A 21,203-nucleotide genomic window follows, 5' to 3' on the forward strand; every position below is an offset into this window, starting at 1 on the left:
TTCCAGTCGTTGTTTCCATCGGATGCAGGGCACCCGAGAGGGTGTCGCGACCTACTCAGCAAGGGAGCACGCATGGCAACCCGTGCCGTCGCCCGTCGTACGTCCGCCGCCTCCGGTGAGACCGACCGGGCAAGCAGTGTTCGCGCCGTGGGCGGGGAGATCGCCGATCGCGACCTGGTCGGCATGTACCTGGACGAGATCGCCCGCACACCGCTGCTCGACGCCGCCAAGGAAGTCGACCTCTCCCAGACCATCGAGGCGGGCGTCTACGCCCAGCAGATCCTCGACGGCGAGGTGGAGAGCGATGCCGGTGACGCGAAGCGTGAGGAGCTGGAGGCGCTGGTCGCCGATGGCGAGCGCGCCAAGGACATATTCATCCGTTCCAACCTCCGGCTCGTCGTCGCCGTGGCCCGCCGCTACCCGCGCGCGGGGCTCCCTCTGCTCGACCTGATCCAGGAGGGCAACGCAGGCCTGGTGCGCGCGGTCGAGAAGTTCGACTACGCCAAGGGCTTCAAGTTCTCGACGTACGCGACCTGGTGGATCCGCCAGGCCATCACCCGGTCCATCGCCGACCAGTCCCGCACGATCCGGCTCCCCGTCCACCTGGTGGAGGAGCTCGGCCGGATCCGCCGGGTCCAGCGCGAGTTCAACCGCGAGCACGGGCGCGACCCGGAGCACGCGGAGATCGCCGCCGAGCTCGACTCCAACGCCGAGCGCGTCGGCAACGTCCTGGACTGGGCCCGCGACCCGGTCAGCCTCAACATGTCCGTGGACGACGACGGCGACACCCAGTTCGGCGATCTGCTGGAGGACACCTCCGCCGTCTCGCCCGAGCAGTCGGTGATGACCCTGCTCCGCAGCGAGGAGCTGGACGACCTCATCGGCAAGCTCGACAACAGGACCGCCTCGATCATCAAGATGCGGTACGGCATCGAGGACGGGCGCGAGCGGACCCTGACCGAAGTGGGCAAGCAGCACGGCCTCACGCGGGAGCGGATCCGGCAGATAGAGAAGCACGCGCTGCTCGAATTGAAGCGAATGGCTCACGACACGGGCTTTGACGCTGCGGCGTGAGCCAATAACCCGTAATCTCCCCATCAAGCCGGTTCGCACCGGCTGACCGACCGGGTCATTCCGGTCACCCGACCGGTTTTCCACCGGTCCACGAGCTGAGCCCCGGCGCCCACCCCCCCCGGCGTCGGGGCTCATCCCTGTTCCGGGTCCTGTTCCGGGCCGGCCACCAGTCCCTGCTCCGGGCCGGCCTCCTGTCGCGGTTCCGTCCCGGCCCCGGTCCCGGCCCCGGCGGCCCGGGTCAGCCGGGCGCCCAGGCTCTCCAGGTACGCCACCAGCTGCGGCGGCCCCGTCACGGAGAACTCGCAGTCCACCAGCGCCAGCCGCAGCGCCACCCACTCCAGCGAGTCGCCGCACATGGCCCGCAGCCGGCAGCCGCCCTCCCCGTCCGGCTCCGGAGCCCCGAGATGCGCGGGCAGCCGCGCCGTCACGAACTCCGCCGGCGCGCCGAACCACACGTCGAGCCGCAGCTCCGGCTGCATCCGCCGCATCGACCGCGCCAGGAACTTCGCCGCGTCCCCGCCCCCGGCATCCCCGTTCCCCCCGCTCACGCTCCCCGTTTCGCTCCCCGCACTCCCGACGGGCAGGGGCCTCGGGGCGAACCGGGCCCCCGTGGCGTACGGCTCGCCGACCCGGTCCACCCGGAACGTCCGCCAGTCCTCCCGGCCGAGGTCGTACGCCACCAGGTACCAGCGCTGCCCGGTACTCACCAGCCGGTACGGCTCGACCTGCCGCTTCGTCCGGGTGCCGTCGCCGCTGCGGTACGCGAACCTCAGCCGCTCCCGCCCGGTGGCCGCCGAGGCCAGCGTCGTCAGGGTCCGCGGGTCGATGGTCGAGCCGTCGCCCCGGGTCAGCGGGACCGTGGCGTTCTGGAGGGCGGAGACCCGGTGCCGCAGCCGGGAGGGCAGCACCTGTTCCAGCTTCGCCAGCGCCCGTACGGAGGCCTCGTCGACCCCCTCGATCGCGTGCCCGGCCCCGGCCCGCAGCCCCACCGCGATGGCCACCGCCTCCTCGTCGTCCAGCAGGAGGGGCGGCATGGCGGCGCCCGCGACCAGGCGGTAGCCGCCGACCGCGCCGCGCGAGGCCTCGACCGGGTAGCCCAGGTCGCGCAGCCGGTCGATATCGCGGCGGATCGTGCGCGGGCTGACGTCGAGCCGCTCGGCCAGTTCGCCGCCGGGCCACTCGCGCGGGGTCTGAAGGAGGGACAGCAGCTTCAGCAGACGTGCCGGGGTATCGGACATGGCCTCAGCATGGCGGACCATCAGGTCATGATCTGACCTAATGGCCTTCTAGGTTTCCCCCATGCCTTCTTCCGCACCGCCGCCGCCCGCGGCCTCGCAGCTCGTACCGCCCACGCCGCCCGGATCGGTGAAGACGCCGGTTCCACCGGTGAAGACGCCGGGCGCACCGGCCGCACCCGCACCCGCACCCGCACCCGCACCCGTGCCCGCCCCGGCCGACCGGCGTCGCTGGTTCGCGCTCGCCATCGTGATGACCGCGGCCTTCATGGACCTGGTCGACGTCACGATCGTCAACATCGCGATCCCCAGCATCACGCGCGAGACCGGCGCCTCCGTCTCCGCGATTCAGTGGATCACCGCCGGTTACGCGCTCGCGTTCGCGGCCGGGCTGATCACGGGCGGCCGGCTCGGCGACATCTACGGGCGTAAGCGGCTCTTCCTCATCGGCATCGGCGGGTTCACGCTGGCCTCGGCCCTGTGCGGCTTCGCGCCCGGCCCCGAGATACTGGTCGCCGCCCGTATCCTCCAGGGCGCGACGGCGGCCCTGATGGTGCCCCAGGTCCTCTCGATCGTGCACGCCACCTTCCCGGCGCACGAGCGCGGCAAGGTCTTCGGCCTCTTCGGCGCGGTCGTCGGACTCGGCGCGGTATCCGGTCCGCTGCTGGGCGCCCTGCTCACCGAGTGGGACCTCTTCGGGCTCGGCTGGCGGCCGATCTTCCTGATCAACCTGCCCGTCGGCATCGCCGGACTGATCCTCGGCGCGAAGTTCATCACCGAGTCCAAGGCCCCCAAGGCGGTCCGTCTCGATCTGCCCGGAGTCGCGCTGGTCACCCTGGCGATGCTGATGCTCATCTATCCGCTCACCCGGGGGCACGAACTGGACTGGCCGCTCTGGGGTCATCTCTCCATGGTGGGCAGCCTGTTCGTCTTCGCCGCGCTGGTGCTCCACCAGCGGCAGAAGGCCCTGACCGACGGCTCGCCGCTGATCGAACTGTCCCTGTTCCGGGTGAAGAGCTTCGCCGCCGGTATCGCCGTGCAGCTGACCTTCGGCGTCGGCCTCGGCATCTTCTTCCTCGTCTGGACCCTCTACATGCAGATGGGCCTCGGCTGGAGCGTGCTGCGCGCCGGCGTGACGGGCATCCCCTTCTCCGTCTCCGTCTCGGTGGCCGCCGGAATCTCCGTGCAGAAGCTCGTGCCCCGCTTCGGCCGCAAGGTCCTCCAGGCCGGTGCGCTCCTCATGATCGCCGGGCTGCTGATCTACCTCTGGGAGAGCGAGCAGTACGGCATGGGCATCAGCTCCTGGCAGATGGCCGTCCCGCTGGTGGTCATGGGCGCGGGGATGGGGCTGATCGTGGCTCCGCTGACCGACACGGTGCTCTCCGAAGTGCCGCGGGAGCATGCCGGTTCGGCGTCCGGCCTGATCAACACCGTGCAGCAGATGGGGACGGCGCTCGGCCTCGGGCTGGTGTCCGTCGTCTTCTTCGGCGCGATCGGCGACCGGCTGGCTCCCGAGGCGCTCGGCCCGGCGTTCGTCGACGCGTTCCAGCAGTCGCTGTGGTGGGTGGCCGGGGTGCTCTCGGTGATCTTCCTGGTGATGTTCGCACTGCCGTCCCGGCCACGCGCCCACACGGAGGCCGACCAGAACTGACCGGCACGGCAGGGGGCCTGCGCCTGAGGGCGCGAGGTCGGCGGCTCCGGGGGCTCGGGCCTCGGAGCCGCCGACCTTCGTGCTTGCTCGGGGGCGCCGACTCCGGGCCCGGGGGGCACCGGGCTCGGCGGGACCGGATGCGCCGGCTCCGGGGGCTCGGGACAGCAGCCTTTGCGCGCCGGCCCCGGGCTGGGGTCAGCAGATCCGGGTGCGGCTCTCCATCGCCGCGCGGGCGGTGTGCTCGTCCTCGTACACCTCGCACATGTGGCGGCCGTCGGGCGTCGCCGTGTGCTCGACCTCCCACAGGCTCGTCTCGCTGCCGTCCAGCAGCAGGAACGCGTGCTCGTAGAGCGTGAATCCGGCGGCCCGGCCGTCGACATGGCACTGCCGGCCGAAGATCTGGGTGATGTGGTGCGCGAAGGCGGCCCGGAGCAGCCGCGCCTTCTCCTCGCCCGGCCGGTCGGCGTTCTCCGCACGGCGCAGCACCCGGCGGGCGTGGTCCGCGGAGTTGTCGGGGGCGTACGTCCGGGGGAGCGGGGCCGGCGGGGCGGACATCAGGACCGTCAGCATCTCCAGGTCCCCCGGCGCCTCCGGCATCCCCTCGTCACCGAAGGCCGGGGAGTCGGAGAGGCTCCCGGCCAGCCGGGACGCGGCGATACGGGCGTCGCCCTCGTCGTCGTACAGCTCGTGCCGGCGTGGGCTGTGCACATCGCGGCCGCCGCTGTGCACCAGCTCCCACAGGGTGAGGGCGGAGCCGTCGGCGAGGAGATACGTGTGACGGTAGGTCTCGCGGTGCAGCACGGAGCTGTGGTGCGACGAGTGCAGCGAACTGCTGTGGGCCAGCGCCGTGCCGAGGCGGTCGACCGTGCTGTCGGGAAGGTCGAAGGAGTTCAGGGCGCGTCGCAGGAGTCGGTCGAGGTGGTGCTCGGTTGTCTCGTACGGATCGCTCAAGGTGGTGTCTCCAGGCCGTCGCCGCGTGTTACTCGATGCGTGCTTAACGTAGTCCCTGGGCCTGACATCGTGACCGGGGTTGGGTGAAAACGTAAGGCGCACGCCGAAAGTTCCCCGCCCGTTCCCGGTGCATTTCGGGCGCTTGGGAGGAACTCCCTTACGTGGACGGCGAGTCGGCCGTCCGCGCGCGCCCCCGGCTCACCCCGCGCGCCCCCTCCACCGCAGCCTCACCGCGTCCCGCCTCCGTACAGCTCCGAGTACGAGAGGAACGTGCCGCCCGGCCCCTCGGCGCTCCGGGCCGCGCGCACCGCCTTCACGATGGCCCGCGCCAGGACGTCGGCGCCCGCCGCCAGGATCTCGTTGACGGCGACCGGGTCCCCGGGCGGCACCGGCACCTGCCCCGTGGCCAGGGTGAACACGGTGTCCCCGTCGGTCAGCAGATGGACCGGGCGCACCGCGCGGGCCAGGCCGTCGTGCGCGGTGCCCGCCAGCTTCTGGGCCTGGGCCCGGGTCAGGTCCGCGTCCGTGGCGACGACCGCGATCGTCGTGTTGAACGGCGGGACCCCGCCCCCGGTCGCCTCCGCCGCCTCCCGCTGCTGCGCGAGCCGCCGCTCCGCCGCCGCGTGGACCTCGGCCGGAGGGTGCGCCGGCGGCTCCCCGGCCCCGTACTCCCCGAACAGCACCCCGGTCCGGGGATCGACCACCGAGCCCGCCGCGTTCACCGCGACGACGGCGGCCACCGTGACCCCGGAGGCGAGGCGGACGCTCGCCGTGCCGATGCCGCCCTTGAGCTGCCCGGCCACCGCGCCGGTACCCGCGCCCACCGACCCCTCGACGACAGGCTCCCCGGGGCCCGTGGCGGCCGCCGCCTCCACCGCGGCCCGGCCGGTCGACGCGTCGGGGCGGGCCCGCCAGTCGCCGCCCCGGCCGAGGTCGAAGAGGGCGGCCGCCGGAACGACCGGCACCACCTGGGTGGGTCCGGGGCCGACCCGGACGCCCCGGCCCTGCTCCTCCAGCCAGGCCATCACGCCGGACGCCGCGTCGAGCCCGTAGGCACTGCCACCCGTGAGGACGACCGCGTCGACCCGCTGCACCAGGTTGCGCGGATCCAGCGCGTCCGTCTCCCGCGTACCCGGCCCGCCGCCCCGTACGTCCACGGCCGCCACGGCCCCGCCCTCGGGCGCCAGCACGACGGTCGTGCCGCTCAACGCACCCGCACCGGCGACCTCGGCGTGACCGACGCGGATACCGGCCACATCGGTCAGCGCGTCCAGCAGGGGCGGCAGTTCGGGGGCCTTGTCCTCGCGCGTCATCGTGCGGCTCCTCCGGTCGGGACCGAGGCCCGCCGAAGAACACGGGCCGCTACGCCTCGAACGTACCGGCGACCCGGAAACGGTGCCCGAGACCCCGTACGCCCGCTGCGCCAGGCCCGGCCCGGCGGTCCCGCTCGGCGGCCCGGCGCGAGCAGGGCGCCCGGACCCGGACCGGGCAAGGCGACCCTTGCGACTGTCCGGGCGACCCGCTCACCCTCCCACCCCCTAAAACGGGTTCAATCCGCCCAAACAGTCCTACGGTGGCCGGGTGACCGAGCCCTCAGAAGCCACCGCAGCAGCCGAGCCCACCGCCCCCGGCGAACCCTCGGCCACGCCTCCCGCGCCGACCGGCCCCCGGTCCGTCACCGGCCGGGCCACGCTCGCCGGAGTGGTCGTCTCCGCCCTCCTGATCCTCGCGATCGTGCTCGGCAGCCGCATGCTCCGCAACTTCGACTCGGCCCTCCTTCCCTACGCCGTGGCCACGGTCTTCCTCGCCTTCGGCGTCGCCTACCGCTACACCGTCTGGATCTCCGCCCCCGGCGCCCGACGCCTCTTCAAACAGGGCTGGCGCAGCCTCTTCTCGATGGAGAACTTCCGCCGGGCCCCCACCGCCCTGCCCAGGATGATCGCCACCTACCTCGGCTTCCAGAAGTTCCTCGGCGCCCGCTCCCACGCCCGCTGGGCCGCTCACCAGCTCATCTTCTGGGGCTGCATCCTCGCCGCCCTGATCACCTTCCCGCTCACCTGGGGCTGGTTCACCTTCACCTCCGGCACCGGATCGGGGCCCGGCTACGAGATGCGGATCTGGGGCTTCAAGATCCTCGGCTTCGACTCCCTGAACCTGCTCGGCTGGCTGATGTTCCACGGCCTGGACATCGCCGCCGTCCTCGTCATCCCCGGCGCCTCGTACTTCCTGTGGCGCCGGATGAAGGACCGCGGCGCCGTCACCGGCCAGCGCTTCGCCTACGACCTGGTGCCTCTGATCGCGCTCATCGTCATCTCCGTGACCGGCCTGCTGCTCACCTTCTCCTCGGTCTTCCTGCACGGCGGCGGCTACCAGTTCCTGGCGATCCTCCACATGGTGTCCGTCGTCTTCACGCTCATCTACATCCCGTTCGGCAAGTTCTTCCACATCGTCCAGCGCCCGGCCGCGGTCGGCATGCAGCTGTTCAAGTACACCGCCCGCAAGGACGACGAGGTGTTCGCCTGTCGCCGCTGCGAGGAACCCATCGACACCGGGCCCTACGTCGAGAACCTCCGCGGCACCATGCGCGACCTCAGCCTCGACTTCGACGCCTGGGCCGAATACTGCCCGCGCTGCAAGCGGGTGCTGCGCGGCAGCGCCTACCTCTCCCATGTGAAGAAAGGTTTCAAGTGACCGCGGATCCGCGAGCTGCCGCCGACCGCCGCACCTTCATCCCCCTGGACCCCTCCCTCGCCCCGCCCGGCACCCGCGCCTTCCGGGACGCGGGCGGCATCCCGGCCGACCGGTGGCACGCCGACCAGAACGGCGAGACGCTCGTCCCCACCCACTGCTGCTTCTGCGGCGTCCAGTGCGGGATGTATCTGCGCGTGGACCACGGCGGCAAGGTCTTCGGCGTCGAACCCCGCAACCACGACATCAACCGGATGCGGCTCTGCCCCAAGGGCATCAACGCCTATCAGCAGGTCAACCACCCCGACCGGCTGACCGCCCCGCTGATGCGCCGCTCCCGCGACGAGGAGTTCCGTGAAGTCTCCTGGGAGGAGGCGCTCGACTTCACCGTCTCCGAGGTCAAACGCATCCAGCAGACGTACGGCAACGACGCCTTCGGGCTCCTCGGCGGGGCCAGCCTGTTCTCCGAGAAGACCTATCTGGTGGGCAAGTTCGCCCGGGTCGCGCTCAAGTCCCGGCACGTCGACTACAACGGCCGCCTCTGCATGGTCAGCGCCGCGGGCGCCAACAAGCTGGCCTTCGGCATCGACCGGGCCGGCAACCCCTTCTCCGACATCCTGCTCACCGACTGCCTGCTCATCGCGGGCTCCAACGTCGGCGAGTGCTTCCCCGTGATGACCCAGTACGTCTGGGGAGCCCGGGACCGCGGCGCGACCCTCATCGTGGTCGACCCGCGCGAGACCGCCATCGCCCGGACCGCCGACATCCACGTCGCCCTCAAACCCGGCACCGACTCCGCCTTCTTCACCTCCGTACTGAACGTCGTCATCGAGGAAGGGCTCACCGACGAGAGCTTCCTCGCCGCCCACGCCACCGGGTGGGAGGAGCTCAAGGCCAAGGCCGCCGAATACCCGCCCTCCCGCGCCGCCGCGATCTGCGGAATCCCCGCCGAGCAGATCGTCCAGGTCGCCCGGGCCTTCGCCCGCGCCCCCAAGGCCATGGCCTGGCACGCCCGGGGCATCGAACACCACTCGCAGGGCGTCGAGAACTGCCTCTCCGTGATCAACCTCTGCACCGCCACCGGCCACATCGGCAAACCCGGCGCCGGCTACGGCACCATCACCGGCCAGGGCAACGGGCAGGGCGGCCGCGAGCACGGCCAGAAGTCCGACCTCCTCCCGGGCGGACGCTCCATCATGAACGAGGAGCACCGCCGCCAGATCTGCGAGATCTGGGGCATCGAGGAGTCCGAACTCCCGCCCGCCGGCACCTCCATGATGGAAATGGTCTGGCAGATGCAGCGCCGCGAGATCCGCGGCCTGATCGGCATCTGCAACAACCCCTTCGTCTCCCTGCCCAACTACCGGGTGGTCAAGGAGGGGTACGACACCACCGAGTTCCACGCCCAATTCGACTTCTTCCTCTCCGAGACAGCCGCCAACGCCCATGTCGTCTTCCCCGTCACCACCTGGGCCGAGGACGAAGGAGTGATGGCCAACGCGGAAGCCCGCGTGGTCAAGCACAACAAGGCCCAGGACCCGCCGCCAGGCGTCCGGACCGACACCTGGGTGATCTGCGAACTCGCCCGCCGCCTCGGCGCGGGCGACAAATTCGACTTCCCCGACTCCCGGTCGGTCTTCGACGAGCTGCGCATCGCCTCCGCCGGAACCGTCAACGACTACTACGGCATCACCTACGAACGGCTGGAGGAGACCGGCGGCATCTCCTGGCCCTGCCCCACCACCGACCACCCCGGCACCCCCCGGCTCTTCGAGGACGGAAAGACCTACCACCCCGACGGCAGGATCCACCTCCAGGTCGTCGAATGGCACCCGCCGATGGACCCGTACGACGACGAGCACCCCATGTCCCTCACCACCGGCCGCACCGTCGCCCACTTCCTCTCCGGCAACCAGACCCGCAGGCTCGGCGCCCTCGTCGAACAGACCCCGCGCCCCTGGGCCGAGATCCACCCCTCCCACGGCTTCCGCAACGGTGAACCCGTCCGCATCGTCACCCGGCGCGGCAGCGAGGTCTTCCCCGCCCTGGTCACCGAGGCGATCCGCCCCGACACCGTGTTCGTCCCGTACCACTGGCCCGTCCCCACCGCGGCCAACGCCCTCACCATCGACGCCCTCGACCCCCGCTCCAAGATCCCCGAGTACAAGGTGTGCGCCTGCCGCATCGAGCACGCCGAGCGGATCGACGAGGTCCCCGCCCCGCCGGTCGCCCCCGGCCATGTCGCCTACCCGGAGACCCAGGTCTCCCGTACCGACCCGCTGCCCCCCACGGCCCCGCAGGGCCGTGGCACCTCGGAGAGGAGCTGAGGCCCATGATGGGCAGAACGATCTTCATCGACCCGGGGCGCTGCATCGGCTGCCAGGCCTGTGTCTCCGCCTGCCGCGAATGCGACTCGCACCGCGGCAAATCGATGATCCACCTCGACTACACCGACGAGGGCCAGTCCGTCGCCTCCCTTCCGACCGTCTGCATGCACTGCGAGGACCCGGTCGCCCCGTGCGCCGAGGTCTGTCCCGCCGACGCGATCCTGGTGACCGCGGACGGTGTGGTGCAGCAGGCCGACACCACCCGCTGCATCGGCTGCTCCAACTGCGTCAACGCCTGCCCCTTCGGCGTACCGAAGATTGACCTCCGGGCGAAGCTCCAGATGAAGTGCAACCTCTGCTACGACCGCACCGCCTACGGTCTCGCCCCCATGTGCGCCACCGTCTGCCCGACCGGAGCGCTCTTCTACGGAACCGTCGAGGAGCTCCAGGCGGAGCGCCCCGGCGTCCAGGTCGCCGACACCTTCGTCTTCGGCGAGACCGAGGTCCGCACCGGCGTGGCCATGGTCGTCCCCGCCGAACGGGTCCAGTGGCCGGTACCCGGCGGTCTTCCCGTCGTCGAGATCAACGGGAAGGACGTCCGCCGATGAGCGTCACCGACCGGCAGCCGGCCGGCGAGCACCCCGCCGGGGGAGACCCGCGCGAGGCGCTCCAGGACCGGATCGCCGCCGACTCCCTCACCACCCGGCGGGACTACCTCCGGATCGTCACCACCGTCTCCGGCGGGCTCGCCGTCGGCGGTATCGGAGTGGCCGCGGGCATCCTCCACCGCCACGGCGACGGCGATGAGGGCAAGGCCCCCGAGCCGAAGCGCATCGCCGGCGGACTCCTGCCCGGCGAATCGATCGCTTTCCGCTACCCGGGCGAGGAGGACCGGGCCGTCGCCGTCCGCCTCGACGACGGCACCCTCGTCGGCTACTCCGCCGTCTGCACCCACCTCGCCTGCGCCGTGCTCTGGCGCAAGGACCGGGGCACCGAGGGCGAGCTGTACTGCCCGTGCCACGAGGGAGTCTTCGACGCCCGGTCCGGCGAGGTCACCGCGGGCCCGCCGCCGCGCGGGCTGCCCAAGGTCGTGGTCGTCGAGCAGGACGACGGAAGCGTCTGGGCCGTGGGCACCACCCGGTCCGGCGAGAGCGTCGAGGAAGGCCTCTGCCGCCAGCTCGGCGGCGAGCGCCCCGACCTCGCCGCCCGTATCGGCTGCCCCGACATCGGCGGCGGAGCCGAGTCCCCGCCCCGGGCCGCCGCCGCCCGGCCACACGCCGGGAACCGAAGCATCGGTGAACGGCCCGACCCTCGGACCGGCGGCTCCCCCCGGGCCGGCAGCACACCCCGGACCGGCGGTACGCCTCGGACCGGCACACCCGGGACCGGTGGCGCAAGGGACGCCAGCAGCCGCGCCCCCGCTCCCGCCCCCGCCACCGGTCCCGGTTCCGCTGCCCGTCCCGGGCGGGGAACCGGTGCCACCCCCGCCACCGCCGAGAACCCGGGCAGGCGGGCATGAACGACACCCCGCACCCCGAGCAGCCGCTGCCGCCCCCGGGCACCCACTATCCGGCCTACCACCCGGGCAGCGCCGACCCCGAGCTGAACCGGCCCGTCCACGAGCGGTACCCGCAGATCCGCCCCACCAGCGGATACGGGGATCCTCGCGTCCGGCACACCGGCCCCGGGCCCGGAGCGGGCACCGACCAGAACCCCGAGCGCTCCTCGAAGCTGACCGCCCGCCTCGCCCTGGCCATGACCGTCGTCGTCGGCCAGCTCTGGGGGCTGACGGTCCTGATCGACGAGTGGATGGAGGGCAACACCGGCACGGCCTGGTGGGGGGCCGGATTCCTCTGCCTGTCGTTCCTCGTCGTGCTCGGCCTGTGGCTCGTCGACCCCAAGGACCGCTGACGCCCGCCGCCCGGGCCCTCGGCGGCTCACCCCCCCGTGGTGAGCCGCCGTACCCTGGAGACATGAGCGCCGCCCCCGCCCCCAGCCCGCGTGATGCGAAGCAGCAGCAGCCACAGGAGCAGCCGCACCGGGAACCGGAACCGAAGCCCAAGCCGGTTCTCATCTTCGACGATCCGCTGGACCGGCAGTCCGCGGACGATACGGACCAGGGGTGGGGCGAGCGGCCTCCGGCCGGCAACAGCGCCGCCGACCTCGCGCGTTTCCTGGACGAGAAGCCGCCCCACCACATCTGAGCGATCGCCCGGAGGGCTACCGGTCCTCGCGCGGGCCGGCAGCAGCCCCGCCGGCTCCGCCCGACTCCGGCCCGGGCGCACCACCGGTGCGCTGGGAGACCAGTTCGTCGCGGATCTCCTTCAGCACCTCCAGCTCGCTCACCTCGATGGTCTCCTGCACCCCTTCCTTGGCGGCCTGCATCGCCGCCCGCCTGGCCAGATACTTCGCCATCGGCAACACCATCAGGAAGTACACGACGGCAGCGGTGATCAGGAAGCTGAGAGTGGCGCTGAGCACCGAGCCCCACAGGATCTCGATCCCGTCCATCTCCCCGGTCTTCGGGTCCGTGGTGCACGGGCCCTGGAGGCAGGAGCTGTAGTTGTCCAGGTCCTGCGTGCCGAACGCGCCGACCAGGGGGTTGATGATGCCCTTGACGACCGCGTTCACGATGTTGGTGAAAGCGGCACCGATGACGACAGCCACCGCGAGGTCGATCACATTGCCGCGCATCAGGAAGGCCTTGAAGCCCTCCAGCAGACTGACCTTCTTCTCGCTCACGGGTGAGCCTTCCTTCGCATGGACGGTGAGGGGAGCACAGTGCCCCACCACCCAAGGCGGGAGAAGGCGGGACTGTCCAGCCCGCTGAACCCCACGGGTGCGGTGACAGAACGTCAGTGCGCATCGGACACCGCCACGGCCAGCCGGCCCGAAGCGCCCGCGCCGAGCAGCGCCGTGGCCGTCGGCCGCGCCACGGACAGCACCACCAGCGCCCCGGCCCCCGCGGATGTGGGCGGCACCTTCGCCACCCGCGCCCCTCGGGCCACCACGCGCGCGTCGCCGCCCGCATCGCCCACCGCGATCACATCCACCCGGTCTCCCGGCCGCAGCAGCCGTACCGTCTCCGGATCCGCGATCCGGACCGGCGCCGAGACCAGCCGCACCGGCGGTCGGCCCGCCCCCGGCGGATCGTCCGGCGGGCCGGCCCCTCCGTCGGCGCTGCTCAGGCCCGTGGTGGCCAGCGCCGCGCCCGCCAGCGCGAGCCCCGCGGCCGCCGCACGCCGTTGGCGGCGCAGCATCCGCCGCAGCCGGTCCGTGCCACCGCCCCGCACCCGCAGGGGCCCGAACGGCCCCACCCCGCACGGCGCGGGCACAGGGGCAGGACATGAGAGGGGAGAGGGAGAAGTGGACATGGCACCACCTGGGATCGGAGCGGACGAGCGCCGAGGAAAGCGCACGAGCGCGGAGGGGAACGCACGGGAAAGGGGAGTCCGGACCGGTTCGACCCGGCCGGACTCCCCTCACTTTCCACCGTTCCAGCAGATCCCGCTGCGGCCTGTGGACAGCCCCCGCACTGTGGACAACTCCGTCACCCGATCCGGTGAGCCCCGCCCTTCCCAGCGGCAGTCGCCCCGCTACGGCAGCGTGATCCCCGTGTCGATCCCGTCCAGCGCATGGGCGCACGTGCAGTTGCGGCTCTCGTTCGCCGGCAGGCCTGCCACCGCGTCGAACAGCACCGAGCGCAGCCGGTCCACATTGGCCGCGAACACCTGGAGCACCTCCTCGTGCGAGACGCCCTCGCCCGCCTCGGCCCCCGCGTCCAGGTCGGTCACCAGGGTCATCGTGGTGTAGCAGAGCCCCAGCTCCCGGGCGAGGACCGCCTCCGGGTGCCCGGTCATGCCCACGACGGACCAGCCCATCGCCGCGTGCCAGCGCGACTCCGCGCGGGTCGAGAACCGGGGCCCCTCGACCACCACCAGGGTGCCGCCGTCCACCGGCTCCCAGTCCCGGCCGCGGGCCGCCGCGAGCGCGGCCTTGCGGCCCTCGGGGCAGTACGGGTCGGCGAAACCCAGGTGAACGACGTTCGGCACGGTCCCGTCGGCCCGGGGCTCACCGTCGTAATAGGTCTGCACGCGGGCCTTCGTGCGGTCCACCAGCTGGTCGGGGACGAGCAGGGTGCCCGGCCCGAACTCCGGCCGCAGCCCGCCCACCGCGCACGGCCCGAGCACCTGCCGGACGCCGACGGAGCGCAGCGCCCACAGGTTGGCCCGGTAGTTGATGCGGTGCGGCGGCAGGTGGTGGCCGCGTCCGTGGCGGGGCAGGAAGGCCACCCGGCGGCCGCCGAGCTCGCCGAGGAAGACCGAGTCGCTCGGCTTTCCGTAGGGGGTGTCCACGGCGACCTCGGTGACGTCCTCCAGGAAGGAGTAGAAGCCCGAGCCGCCGATGACACCGATCTCCGCGGACCCCTCGGCCCCCGCCGTACCCGTACCCGTACGCGTACCGGAGTTCGTTTCCGTATGTGCGTTCACCATGCGGTCACCGTATCCGCAGGGGTGTCGGCCCGGGGAAACGCCCGGACCCCGCCGAGCGGTCTCGGCGGGGTCCGGTGAAAAGCAGGTGGTGCGAAAGCAGATGGGGCGTACGCGGGCTCAGGCGGCCGACGTACCGCTCGACGACGAGGCCGCCGCGGGGGCCGACGACGAGGAGGCGGACGACGAGGCGCTCGACTTCGTGTCCGAGCCCGTCGACGACGAGGACGAACCCGAGTCGGACGACTTCGAGGACGACGCCGGCGTGCTGCTCGACGAGGAGCCGCGGCTGTCGTTCCGGTAGAAACCGGAACCCTTGAAGACGATGCCGACCGCGGAGAACACCTTCTTGAGGCGTCCGTCGCAGCTCGGGCACACGGTCAGGGCATCATCGGTGAACTTCTGCACCGCCTCGAGGCCCTCGCCGCACTCGGTGCACTGGTACTGATAGGTCGGCACTTGCTCCTCCTGGCACTCTCACTCAATGAGTGCTAACGACGCTCCATACTGACGTATTCCGTCGGATCAGTCCACCGTGACCGGCTCGCGGTGACCGATCCCACGTGCCACCGTGCGTCCCTGGGACTTCGGAGTCAGCCGGGAGCGCAGGGCGAGCAGGGTCATCAGGGCCAGGGCGGTCCCGGCCAGGGGGACCAGGAATCCGGTGCTCGCACCGTGGGCGTCGGCGAGCCGCCCCGCCACGGTCACGGCCGCCGCCTGTCCGAGTGCCACCGCGCCTGTCAGCCAGGTGAAGGCCTCCGTACGGGCGGTGGCGGGTACCAGCGCCTCGACGAGGGTGTAGCCGCTGATCAGGGCCGGGGCGATGCAGAGGCCGACCAGCAGGCCGAGCCCGGCCAGCAGCGGCACCGAGTGCACGGCCCACAGGCCGGACGCGGTCAGGGTCAGCGCCACGTACCCGACGATCAGCCGGCGGCGCGGGCTGCTCTTCCAGGCGATGGCGCCGCAGGCGATGCCGGCCAGCATGTTGCCCGCGGCGAAGATCCCGTAGAGCACCCCGTTGACGCCGGGGTGGCCGATCTCCTCGGTGAACGCGGTCAGCGAGACCTGCATCCCGCCGAAGACCGCGCCGATGCCCAGGAAGGCGATGGCCAGGACGCGTACACCAGGAACGGAGAGCGCCGAGGCGTGCGGTTCGGCCGCGGTGGCCTTGGCGCGCGGGGCGGGCTGGGTGGCGCGCTGCGCCGCGAAGAGGAGGCCGCCGACCAGGGTCAGGGCGGCTTCCGTGATCAGGCCGGCCGCCGGATGCACGCCGGTGCACAGCGCGGTGGCGATCACCGGGCCCAGGACGAACGTGAACTCGTCCGTCACCGACTCGAACGCGGCCGCCGTGGACATCAGCGGGGAGGCCGGCCGGTCGGGGGTCGCCCCCAGCATCGCCGCCCAGCGGGCCCGCACCATGGGGCCGATCTGCGGGATCGACGCACCGGTCGGCACGGCGGCGGCGAACAGCGCCCACAGGGGCGCGTCCGCCAGCGCCAGGACGGTCAGGGCGCTCACGGAGACGGCGTGGAGAAGAACCCCGGGCACCAGGACGGCGCGCTGGCCGAACCGGTCGGCGAGTTTGCCGCTCTGCGGGGCGAACAGCGCCATGGAGACGCCGGAGACCGCCGCGACGGCGCCCGCGCTGCCGTACGAGCCGGTCGTGTGCTGCACGAGGAGGACGATGCCGATGGTGAGCATCGCGAAGGGCTGCCGTGCGGCGAAGCCCGGGAGGAGGAAGGTCCACGCACCGGGGGTGCGCAGCAGTTGCCCGTATCCGGGGCGGTCGGAGACCGTGGTTGCCACGGCCTTGCCTTTCTGCCGCCTGGTAGCCCTGCTTCCCGGCGCCCTTGTGGGGCGGGCCGGACGGAAGCGGCCGAGAGCTGTCCTCTTCGCGCGGAACTGCGGTAGATGCCGGGCGACTCGCTGCAAGCGGCGAAGAAGCGCCGGGCGAAGAGACACCACGACCGCCATACGGTCGCGCCAGCTCTGCATCAGACAGAGTTGGTCGATCAGGTTTGCCTTCATGGTACAGGCAGGAAGCCCTGTGTGCCTGTGATTGCGCCCAGGGCTTCCGTATCAGCCTGTGATCTACGACGCGTTCGCCGCGGGTTGCCTGTGTTGTCACCTCTAAGAGGCCCGGAAACCAAAAGGCTCAGGATCCAAGAGGCTCAGGGGCGGGTCTTCGTACCGCTGCCGGCGCCGCCGCTCCCGTTGACGCCGGTACGGGTGTCGGCACCGGCGCCGCCGAGCTTCTTGGCCAGTTTCATCGCCTGGGGGATGGCCGACCCGCCCTGCGGCCCCGTGGCGCCGGGGGCCCCGGAAGCGGGGGATCCCGTACCCAGCCAGCCGGCCAGCTTGCCGCCCTCGGCGACCGCCCGCAGGCGTTCCTCCGCCCGGTCGCGCACCGGGTCGGTGGCCACCACCAGCAGCTCGTCCCCGCGCCGCAGCACCGTCGCCGGGGACGGCACGAAGCTCTGGTTCTCCCGGACCACCAGCGTCACGGCGGCCCCGGCCGGGAGCCGGAGCTCGCCGACCTCGACGCCGTGCATCTTCGACTTCGCCGGGACGGCGACCGACAGCAGGTGGCCGCGCAGCCGCTCCAGCGGGGCCGACTCGATGCCCAGGTCGTCGGCCTCGGCCGGGTCCTCGGCGATGTTCAGCCTGTTCGCGACCCAGGGCAGCGTCGGGCCCTGGATCAGGGTGTAGACGATGACCAGGACGAAGACGATGTTGAAGATGCGGGTGCTGCCCTCCACCCCGGACACCATCGGAATGGTCGCCAGGATGATGGGCACCGCCCCGCGCAGCCCGGCCCAGGACATGAGGATCTTCTCGCGGCCCGGGATCCGGAACGGCGCGAGGCTGAGGAAGACCGACACCGGCCGGGCCACCATGGTCAGCACCAGGCCCACCACGACGGCGGGCCAGAAGTCGTCGACCAGGTCGTGCGGGGTGACCAGCAGGCCGAGCAGCACGAACATGCCGATCTGGGCCAGCCAGCCGAGCCCGTCGGCGAAACCGCGCGTGGCGGGCCAGTGGGGCAGCTTGGAGTTGCCGAGGATCATCGCCGCCAGGTAGACGGCGAGGAAACCGCTGCCGTGGGCCAGGGCGCCCGTCGCGTACGCCGAGACCGCGATGGCCATCACGGCGATCGGGTAGAGGCCGGAGGCGGGCAGCGCCACGTGCCGCAGCCCCAGGGACCCCAGCCAGCCCACCGTGATGCCGATCGCGGCGCCGATGGCCAGCTCCATCGCGATCTCCGCGACCAGGACGTACCAGTGCTCGACCGGGCCGACGGCGGACAGCGCCACGACCATGATGACGACGGGGGCGTCGTTGAAGCCGGACTCGGCCTCCAGGACGCCGGTGATCCGGGGCGGCAGCGGCACCTTGCGCAGCACGGAGAAGACGGCCGCGGCGTCGGTCGAGGAGACGACCGCGCCGATGATGAGCGCCTGGCGCCAGTCCAGGCCGACGAGGTAGTGCGCGGCCGATGCGGTGATGCCCACGCTGATGGCGACGCCGATCGTGGAGACCACGGCGGCGGCGGGCAGGACGGGTCTGACCTCTTTCCACTTCGCCCCGAGTCCGCCCTCGGTCAGGATGACGACCAGGGCGGCGTAGCCGATCACCTGCGTCAGCTCGGCGTTGTCGAACTTGACGTCGAAGATGCCGTCCTGCCCCAGGGCGATCCCGATGCCGAGATACAGGAGCAGGCTGGGGAGCCCGCTGCGCGAGGAGATCCGTACCGCCGCCACGGCGACGAGCAGGACGAGCGAGCAGACGAGCAGGAGTTCGTTGAGCGCGTGGACAGTCAGGGTCCGTTCCTTCCCTGCGTGCGCCTGCCGGATCGGCCCCCGGCAGCCAGGTACTTCGTTACCTTACCTAATCGTTAACGATTCCTTGACGGCTTCGAGTGTTCGTGCGAGGAAGACGCAAATGGATGCATCCCTATACCGCGTCCGAGTGGCTTCTCCGCTGCGCCTATGGTTGCTCCTGCACTCCCAGGACCACCCTGCCCCCTCGAAGGACAGCGATGCCCGCCAACACAACCGCCTCTTCCGGCCCTTCCGACGAGAAGAAGCCCGGCAGGAAGAAGGGGCGACGCGCCCGCCTGATCGTGCTCGTCCTGGTGCTGGCGCTCGTCGCGGGTGTCGGGTACGGGGCGTACTGGTCCGTATCCACCGTGCGGGCCTCGTACCCGCAGACCACCGGGTCGATAACGCTCGACGGCCTTTCCGGCGACGTCGAGGTCAAACGCGACTCCTACGGGATTCCGCAGATCTACGCGGACTCCGACGCCGACCTCTTCCGCGCCCAGGGCTTCGTCCAGGCCCAGGACCGCTTCTGGGAGATGGACGTCCGGCGGCACATGACGTCCGGCCGGCTCTCCGAGATGTTCGGTTCCGGGCAGGTGGAGACCGATGCCTTCCTCCGCACGCTCGGCTGGCGGCAGGTGGCGCAGAAGGAGTACGACGAGGTGCTCGACGCGAGCACCAAGAAGAACCTCCAGGCGTACGCGGAGGGCGTCAACGCGTATCTGAAGGGCAAGGAAGGCCGGGACATCTCGGTCGAGTACGCGGCGCTGGGCCTGACCAACGACTACAAGCCCGGCAAGTGGACCCCGGTCGACTCGGTGGCCTGGCTCAAGGCGATGGCCTGGGACCTGCGCGGCAACATGCAGGACGAGATCGACCGTTCGCTGCTGACCAGCCGCCTCGACCAGGACCAGATCGAGGACCTGTACCCCGGCTACCCGTACAAGCAGCACAAGCCGATCGTCGAGCAGGGCGCGATCTCGCCGGTCACCGGGAAGTTCGACCCCGAGGCGACCCCGTCGGACTCCATCGGCTCCGCGACCCCCCAGGGTGCCGGCGAGGGCCTGACCACCCAGCTCGCCGCGCTCTCCGACACCCTCGACGAGATCCCGGCGCTGCTCGGCCCGAACGGCAACGGCATCGGCTCGAACTCCTGGGTCGTCGGCGGGGCGCACACGACGTCCGGCAAGGCGCTGCTCGCGAACGACCCGCACCTCGCGCCGATGCTGCCCTCCCTCTGGTACCAGATGGGCCTGCACTGCCGGAAGCTCTCGGCGACCTGCCAGTACGACACGGCCGGCTACACGTTCTCCGGCATGCCCGGTGTGATCATCGGCCACAACCAGGACATCGCCTGGGGCCTGACCAACCTGGGCGCCGACGTCACCGACCTCTTCCTGGAGAAGGTCTCCGGCGACGGCTATCTGTACGACGGTGCGACCAAGCCGTTCAAGACCCGCGAGGAGACCATCAAGGTCGCGGGCGGCCGGGACCGGACGATCACCGTCCGCGAGACCAACAACGGCCCCCTGGTCTCCGACCGCAGCAAGGAACTGGACAAGGTCGGCCAGAAGGCGCCCGTCAGCAACGCCGCCCCCGACCGGGCCGACGGGTACGCGGTGGCCCTGAAGTGGACCGCGCTCCAGCCGGGCAAGTCCATGGACGCCGTCTTCGCGATCAACCGGGCCAAGGACTTCACGACCTTCCGGGCGGCCGCGCAGAACTTCGAGGTCCCCTCGCAGAACCTCATCTACGCCGACACCGAGGGCAACATCGGCTACCAGGCCCCGGGGAAGATCCCGGTCCGCTCCGCGGGCTTCGACGGTACGGTCCCGGCGCCGGGCTGGGACCCGAAGTACGCGTGGAAGGGCTACATCCCCTTCGACGAGCTGCCCTACGAGTACAACCCGGACCGCGGCTACATCGTCACCGCCAACCAGGCCGTCATCGACGAGAAGAAGTACCCGCACCTCCTGACCAAGGACTGGGGTTACGGCGCCCGCAGCCAGCGGATCAACGACCTCCTCGCCCAGAAGATCAAGGGCGGCGAGAAGGTCTCGACCGATGACATGCAGAAGATGCAGATGGACAACTTCAGCGAGATCGCCGCGCTGCTGGTGCCCGAGCTGAAGAAGATCAACATCTCCGACCCGAGCGTCCGCGAGGCCCAGAAGCTGCTGGAGGGCTGGGACTACACCCAGGAGGCCGACTCGGCCGCCGCCGCGTACTTCAACGGCGTCTGGCGCAACATCCTGAAGCTCGCCTTCGGCAACAAGCTGCCCAAGGAGCTGCGGGTCAAGGGCGACTGCATCAATGTGCCGCCGGCCAAGAACAGCGGCCCGGCCGACCAGCAGAGGAAGCTCGTCCGCGAGTGCGGCCAGCGCGACGGCGACACCGCGCAGCCGGACGGCGGCGACCGCTGGTTCCAGGTGGTCCGCGAGATCGTGGACGACCAGGACAACGCGTGGTGGAAGGCGCCCGCCCGGGGCCGCGAGGACGCCCTGGAGAGCCGGGACGACCTGTTCGCCCGGGCGATGGAGGACGCCCGCTGGGAGCTGACCTCCAAGCTCGGCAAGAACATCTCCACCTGGAGCTGGGGCCGGCTGCACCGGCTCACGCTGAAGAACCAGACCCTCGGCACCGAGGGCCCCGGCCTGCTCCAGCGGGCGCTCAACCGCGGCCCCTGGAACCTCGGCGGCGGCGAGGCCGCGGTCAACGCCACCGGCTGGAACGCGGCCGGCGGCTACGAGGTCATCTGGGTGCCGTCGATGCGCATGGTCGTCAACGTGGGGGACTGGGACAAGTCCCGCTGGATCAACCTCAGCGGGGCCTCCGGGCACGCCTTCAACGCGCACTACACCGACCAGACGGACAAGTGGGTCGGCGGCGAACTGCTCGACTGGTCCTTCGGGACCGAAGCGGTCGACGCGTCCACCGTCGACACGCTGACGCTGAAACCGTAGGCC

Annotated in this window: 17 protein-coding genes and 1 pseudogene; 9 read left to right on the forward strand and 9 right to left on the reverse strand. The window is 71.4% G+C overall.

Annotated features, from left to right (window positions below):
- Window positions 1–72: 72 nt before the first annotated feature.
- Window positions 73–1,074: an RNA polymerase sigma factor RpoD/SigA gene (locus A3Q37_RS23945; RefSeq protein ID WP_065487697.1), complete on the forward strand. Its 1,002-nt coding sequence runs from the start codon at window positions 73–75 to the stop codon at window positions 1,072–1,074.
- Window positions 1,075–1,205: 131 nt separating this feature from the next.
- Here A3Q37_RS23945 and A3Q37_RS23950 read toward each other — a convergent pair whose 3' ends face one another.
- A complete protein-coding gene (locus tag A3Q37_RS23950) occupies window positions 1,206–2,312 on the reverse strand; it encodes a YafY family protein (RefSeq protein WP_065487698.1) in 1,107 nt (368 codons plus the stop codon).
- A gap of 250 nt (window positions 2,313–2,562) precedes the next feature.
- Here A3Q37_RS23950 and A3Q37_RS23955 point away from each other — a divergent pair, with 250 nt between their 5' ends.
- Window positions 2,563–3,960: an MFS transporter gene (locus A3Q37_RS23955; RefSeq protein WP_255311926.1), complete on the forward strand. Its 1,398-nt coding sequence runs from the start codon at window positions 2,563–2,565 to the stop codon at window positions 3,958–3,960.
- A 195-nt stretch (window positions 3,961–4,155) separates the two neighbouring features.
- Here A3Q37_RS23955 and A3Q37_RS23960 read toward each other — a convergent pair whose 3' ends face one another.
- Window positions 4,156–4,911 (reverse strand): DUF6227 family protein, encoded by a 756-nt coding sequence (locus A3Q37_RS23960; RefSeq protein WP_065487700.1) that lies wholly within the window; start codon window positions 4,909–4,911, stop codon window positions 4,156–4,158.
- Window positions 4,912–5,138: 227 nt separating this feature from the next.
- Complete coding sequence (locus A3Q37_RS23965; protein ID WP_065487701.1) at window positions 5,139–6,224, reverse strand: P1 family peptidase; 1,086 nt, start codon at window positions 6,222–6,224, stop codon at window positions 5,139–5,141.
- 268 nt (window positions 6,225–6,492) lie between these two features.
- On the opposite strand from A3Q37_RS23965, the gene A3Q37_RS23970 reads away from it, so the two are divergent.
- The 6 genes and pseudogenes from A3Q37_RS23970 (at window position 6,493) to A3Q37_RS23995 (ending at window position 12,130) form a co-directional block, all read left to right on the forward strand.
- Window positions 6,493–7,602: an MFS transporter gene (locus A3Q37_RS23970; RefSeq protein WP_065487702.1), complete on the forward strand. Its 1,110-nt coding sequence runs from the start codon at window positions 6,493–6,495 to the stop codon at window positions 7,600–7,602.
- On the forward strand, window positions 7,599–9,926 hold the full coding sequence (locus A3Q37_RS23975) for a molybdopterin oxidoreductase family protein (protein WP_065487703.1): 2,328 nt from the start codon (window positions 7,599–7,601) through the stop codon (window positions 9,924–9,926). Before A3Q37_RS23970 ends, A3Q37_RS23975 begins: the two co-directional genes overlap by 4 nt.
- Window positions 9,927–9,931: 5 nt before the next feature.
- On the forward strand, window positions 9,932–10,534 hold the full coding sequence (locus A3Q37_RS23980) for a 4Fe-4S dicluster domain-containing protein (RefSeq protein WP_065487704.1): 603 nt from the start codon (window positions 9,932–9,934) through the stop codon (window positions 10,532–10,534).
- Window positions 10,531–11,184 (forward strand): annotated as a pseudogene (locus A3Q37_RS23985) (ubiquinol-cytochrome c reductase iron-sulfur subunit); the annotation flags it as partial. The gene A3Q37_RS23980 and the pseudogene A3Q37_RS23985, both read left to right, overlap by 4 nt.
- Window positions 11,185–11,441: 257 nt before the next feature.
- Complete coding sequence (locus A3Q37_RS23990) at window positions 11,442–11,837, forward strand: hypothetical protein (protein WP_065487706.1); 396 nt, start codon at window positions 11,442–11,444, stop codon at window positions 11,835–11,837.
- Between the two features lie 62 nt (window positions 11,838–11,899).
- Window positions 11,900–12,130: a hypothetical protein gene (locus A3Q37_RS23995; RefSeq protein ID WP_065487707.1), complete on the forward strand. Its 231-nt coding sequence runs from the start codon at window positions 11,900–11,902 to the stop codon at window positions 12,128–12,130.
- Window positions 12,131–12,146: 16 nt separating this feature from the next.
- Here the strand turns inward: A3Q37_RS23995 and mscL are convergent, their stop codons facing one another.
- The 6 genes from mscL to A3Q37_RS24025 form a co-directional block, all read right to left on the reverse strand.
- A complete protein-coding gene (gene mscL, locus A3Q37_RS24000) occupies window positions 12,147–12,668 on the reverse strand; it encodes a large conductance mechanosensitive channel protein MscL (RefSeq protein WP_065487708.1) in 522 nt (173 codons plus the stop codon).
- A gap of 113 nt (window positions 12,669–12,781) precedes the next feature.
- Entirely contained in the window at window positions 12,782–13,300 is a 519-nt protein-coding gene (locus A3Q37_RS24005) for a hypothetical protein (RefSeq protein ID WP_065487709.1), read from the reverse strand.
- Window positions 13,301–13,522: 222 nt separating this feature from the next.
- A complete protein-coding gene (locus A3Q37_RS24010; RefSeq protein WP_065487710.1) occupies window positions 13,523–14,419 on the reverse strand; it encodes an S-methyl-5'-thioadenosine phosphorylase in 897 nt (298 codons plus the stop codon).
- A 117-nt stretch (window positions 14,420–14,536) separates the two neighbouring features.
- A complete protein-coding gene (locus tag A3Q37_RS35945; RefSeq protein WP_079137958.1) occupies window positions 14,537–14,875 on the reverse strand; it encodes an FmdB family zinc ribbon protein in 339 nt (112 codons plus the stop codon).
- 66 nt (window positions 14,876–14,941) lie between these two features.
- Entirely contained in the window at window positions 14,942–16,222 is a 1,281-nt protein-coding gene (locus A3Q37_RS24020) for an MFS transporter (RefSeq protein WP_065487712.1), read from the reverse strand.
- A gap of 365 nt (window positions 16,223–16,587) precedes the next feature.
- Window positions 16,588–18,177 (reverse strand): potassium/proton antiporter, encoded by a 1,590-nt coding sequence (locus A3Q37_RS24025; RefSeq protein ID WP_065487713.1) that lies wholly within the window; start codon window positions 18,175–18,177, stop codon window positions 16,588–16,590.
- A 278-nt stretch (window positions 18,178–18,455) separates the two neighbouring features.
- On the opposite strand from A3Q37_RS24025, the gene A3Q37_RS24030 reads away from it, so the two are divergent.
- The gene (locus tag A3Q37_RS24030) at window positions 18,456–21,200 is read left to right on the forward strand and encodes a penicillin acylase family protein (protein ID WP_065487714.1); all 2,745 of its coding nucleotides are present in this window, start codon (window positions 18,456–18,458) and stop codon (window positions 21,198–21,200) included.
- Window positions 21,201–21,203 lie beyond the last annotated feature (3 nt).

Origin of the sequence: Streptomyces sp. PTY087I2, from assembly GCF_001687325.1 — a bacterium.
Lineage (GTDB): Bacteria > Actinomycetota > Actinomycetes > Streptomycetales > Streptomycetaceae > Streptomyces.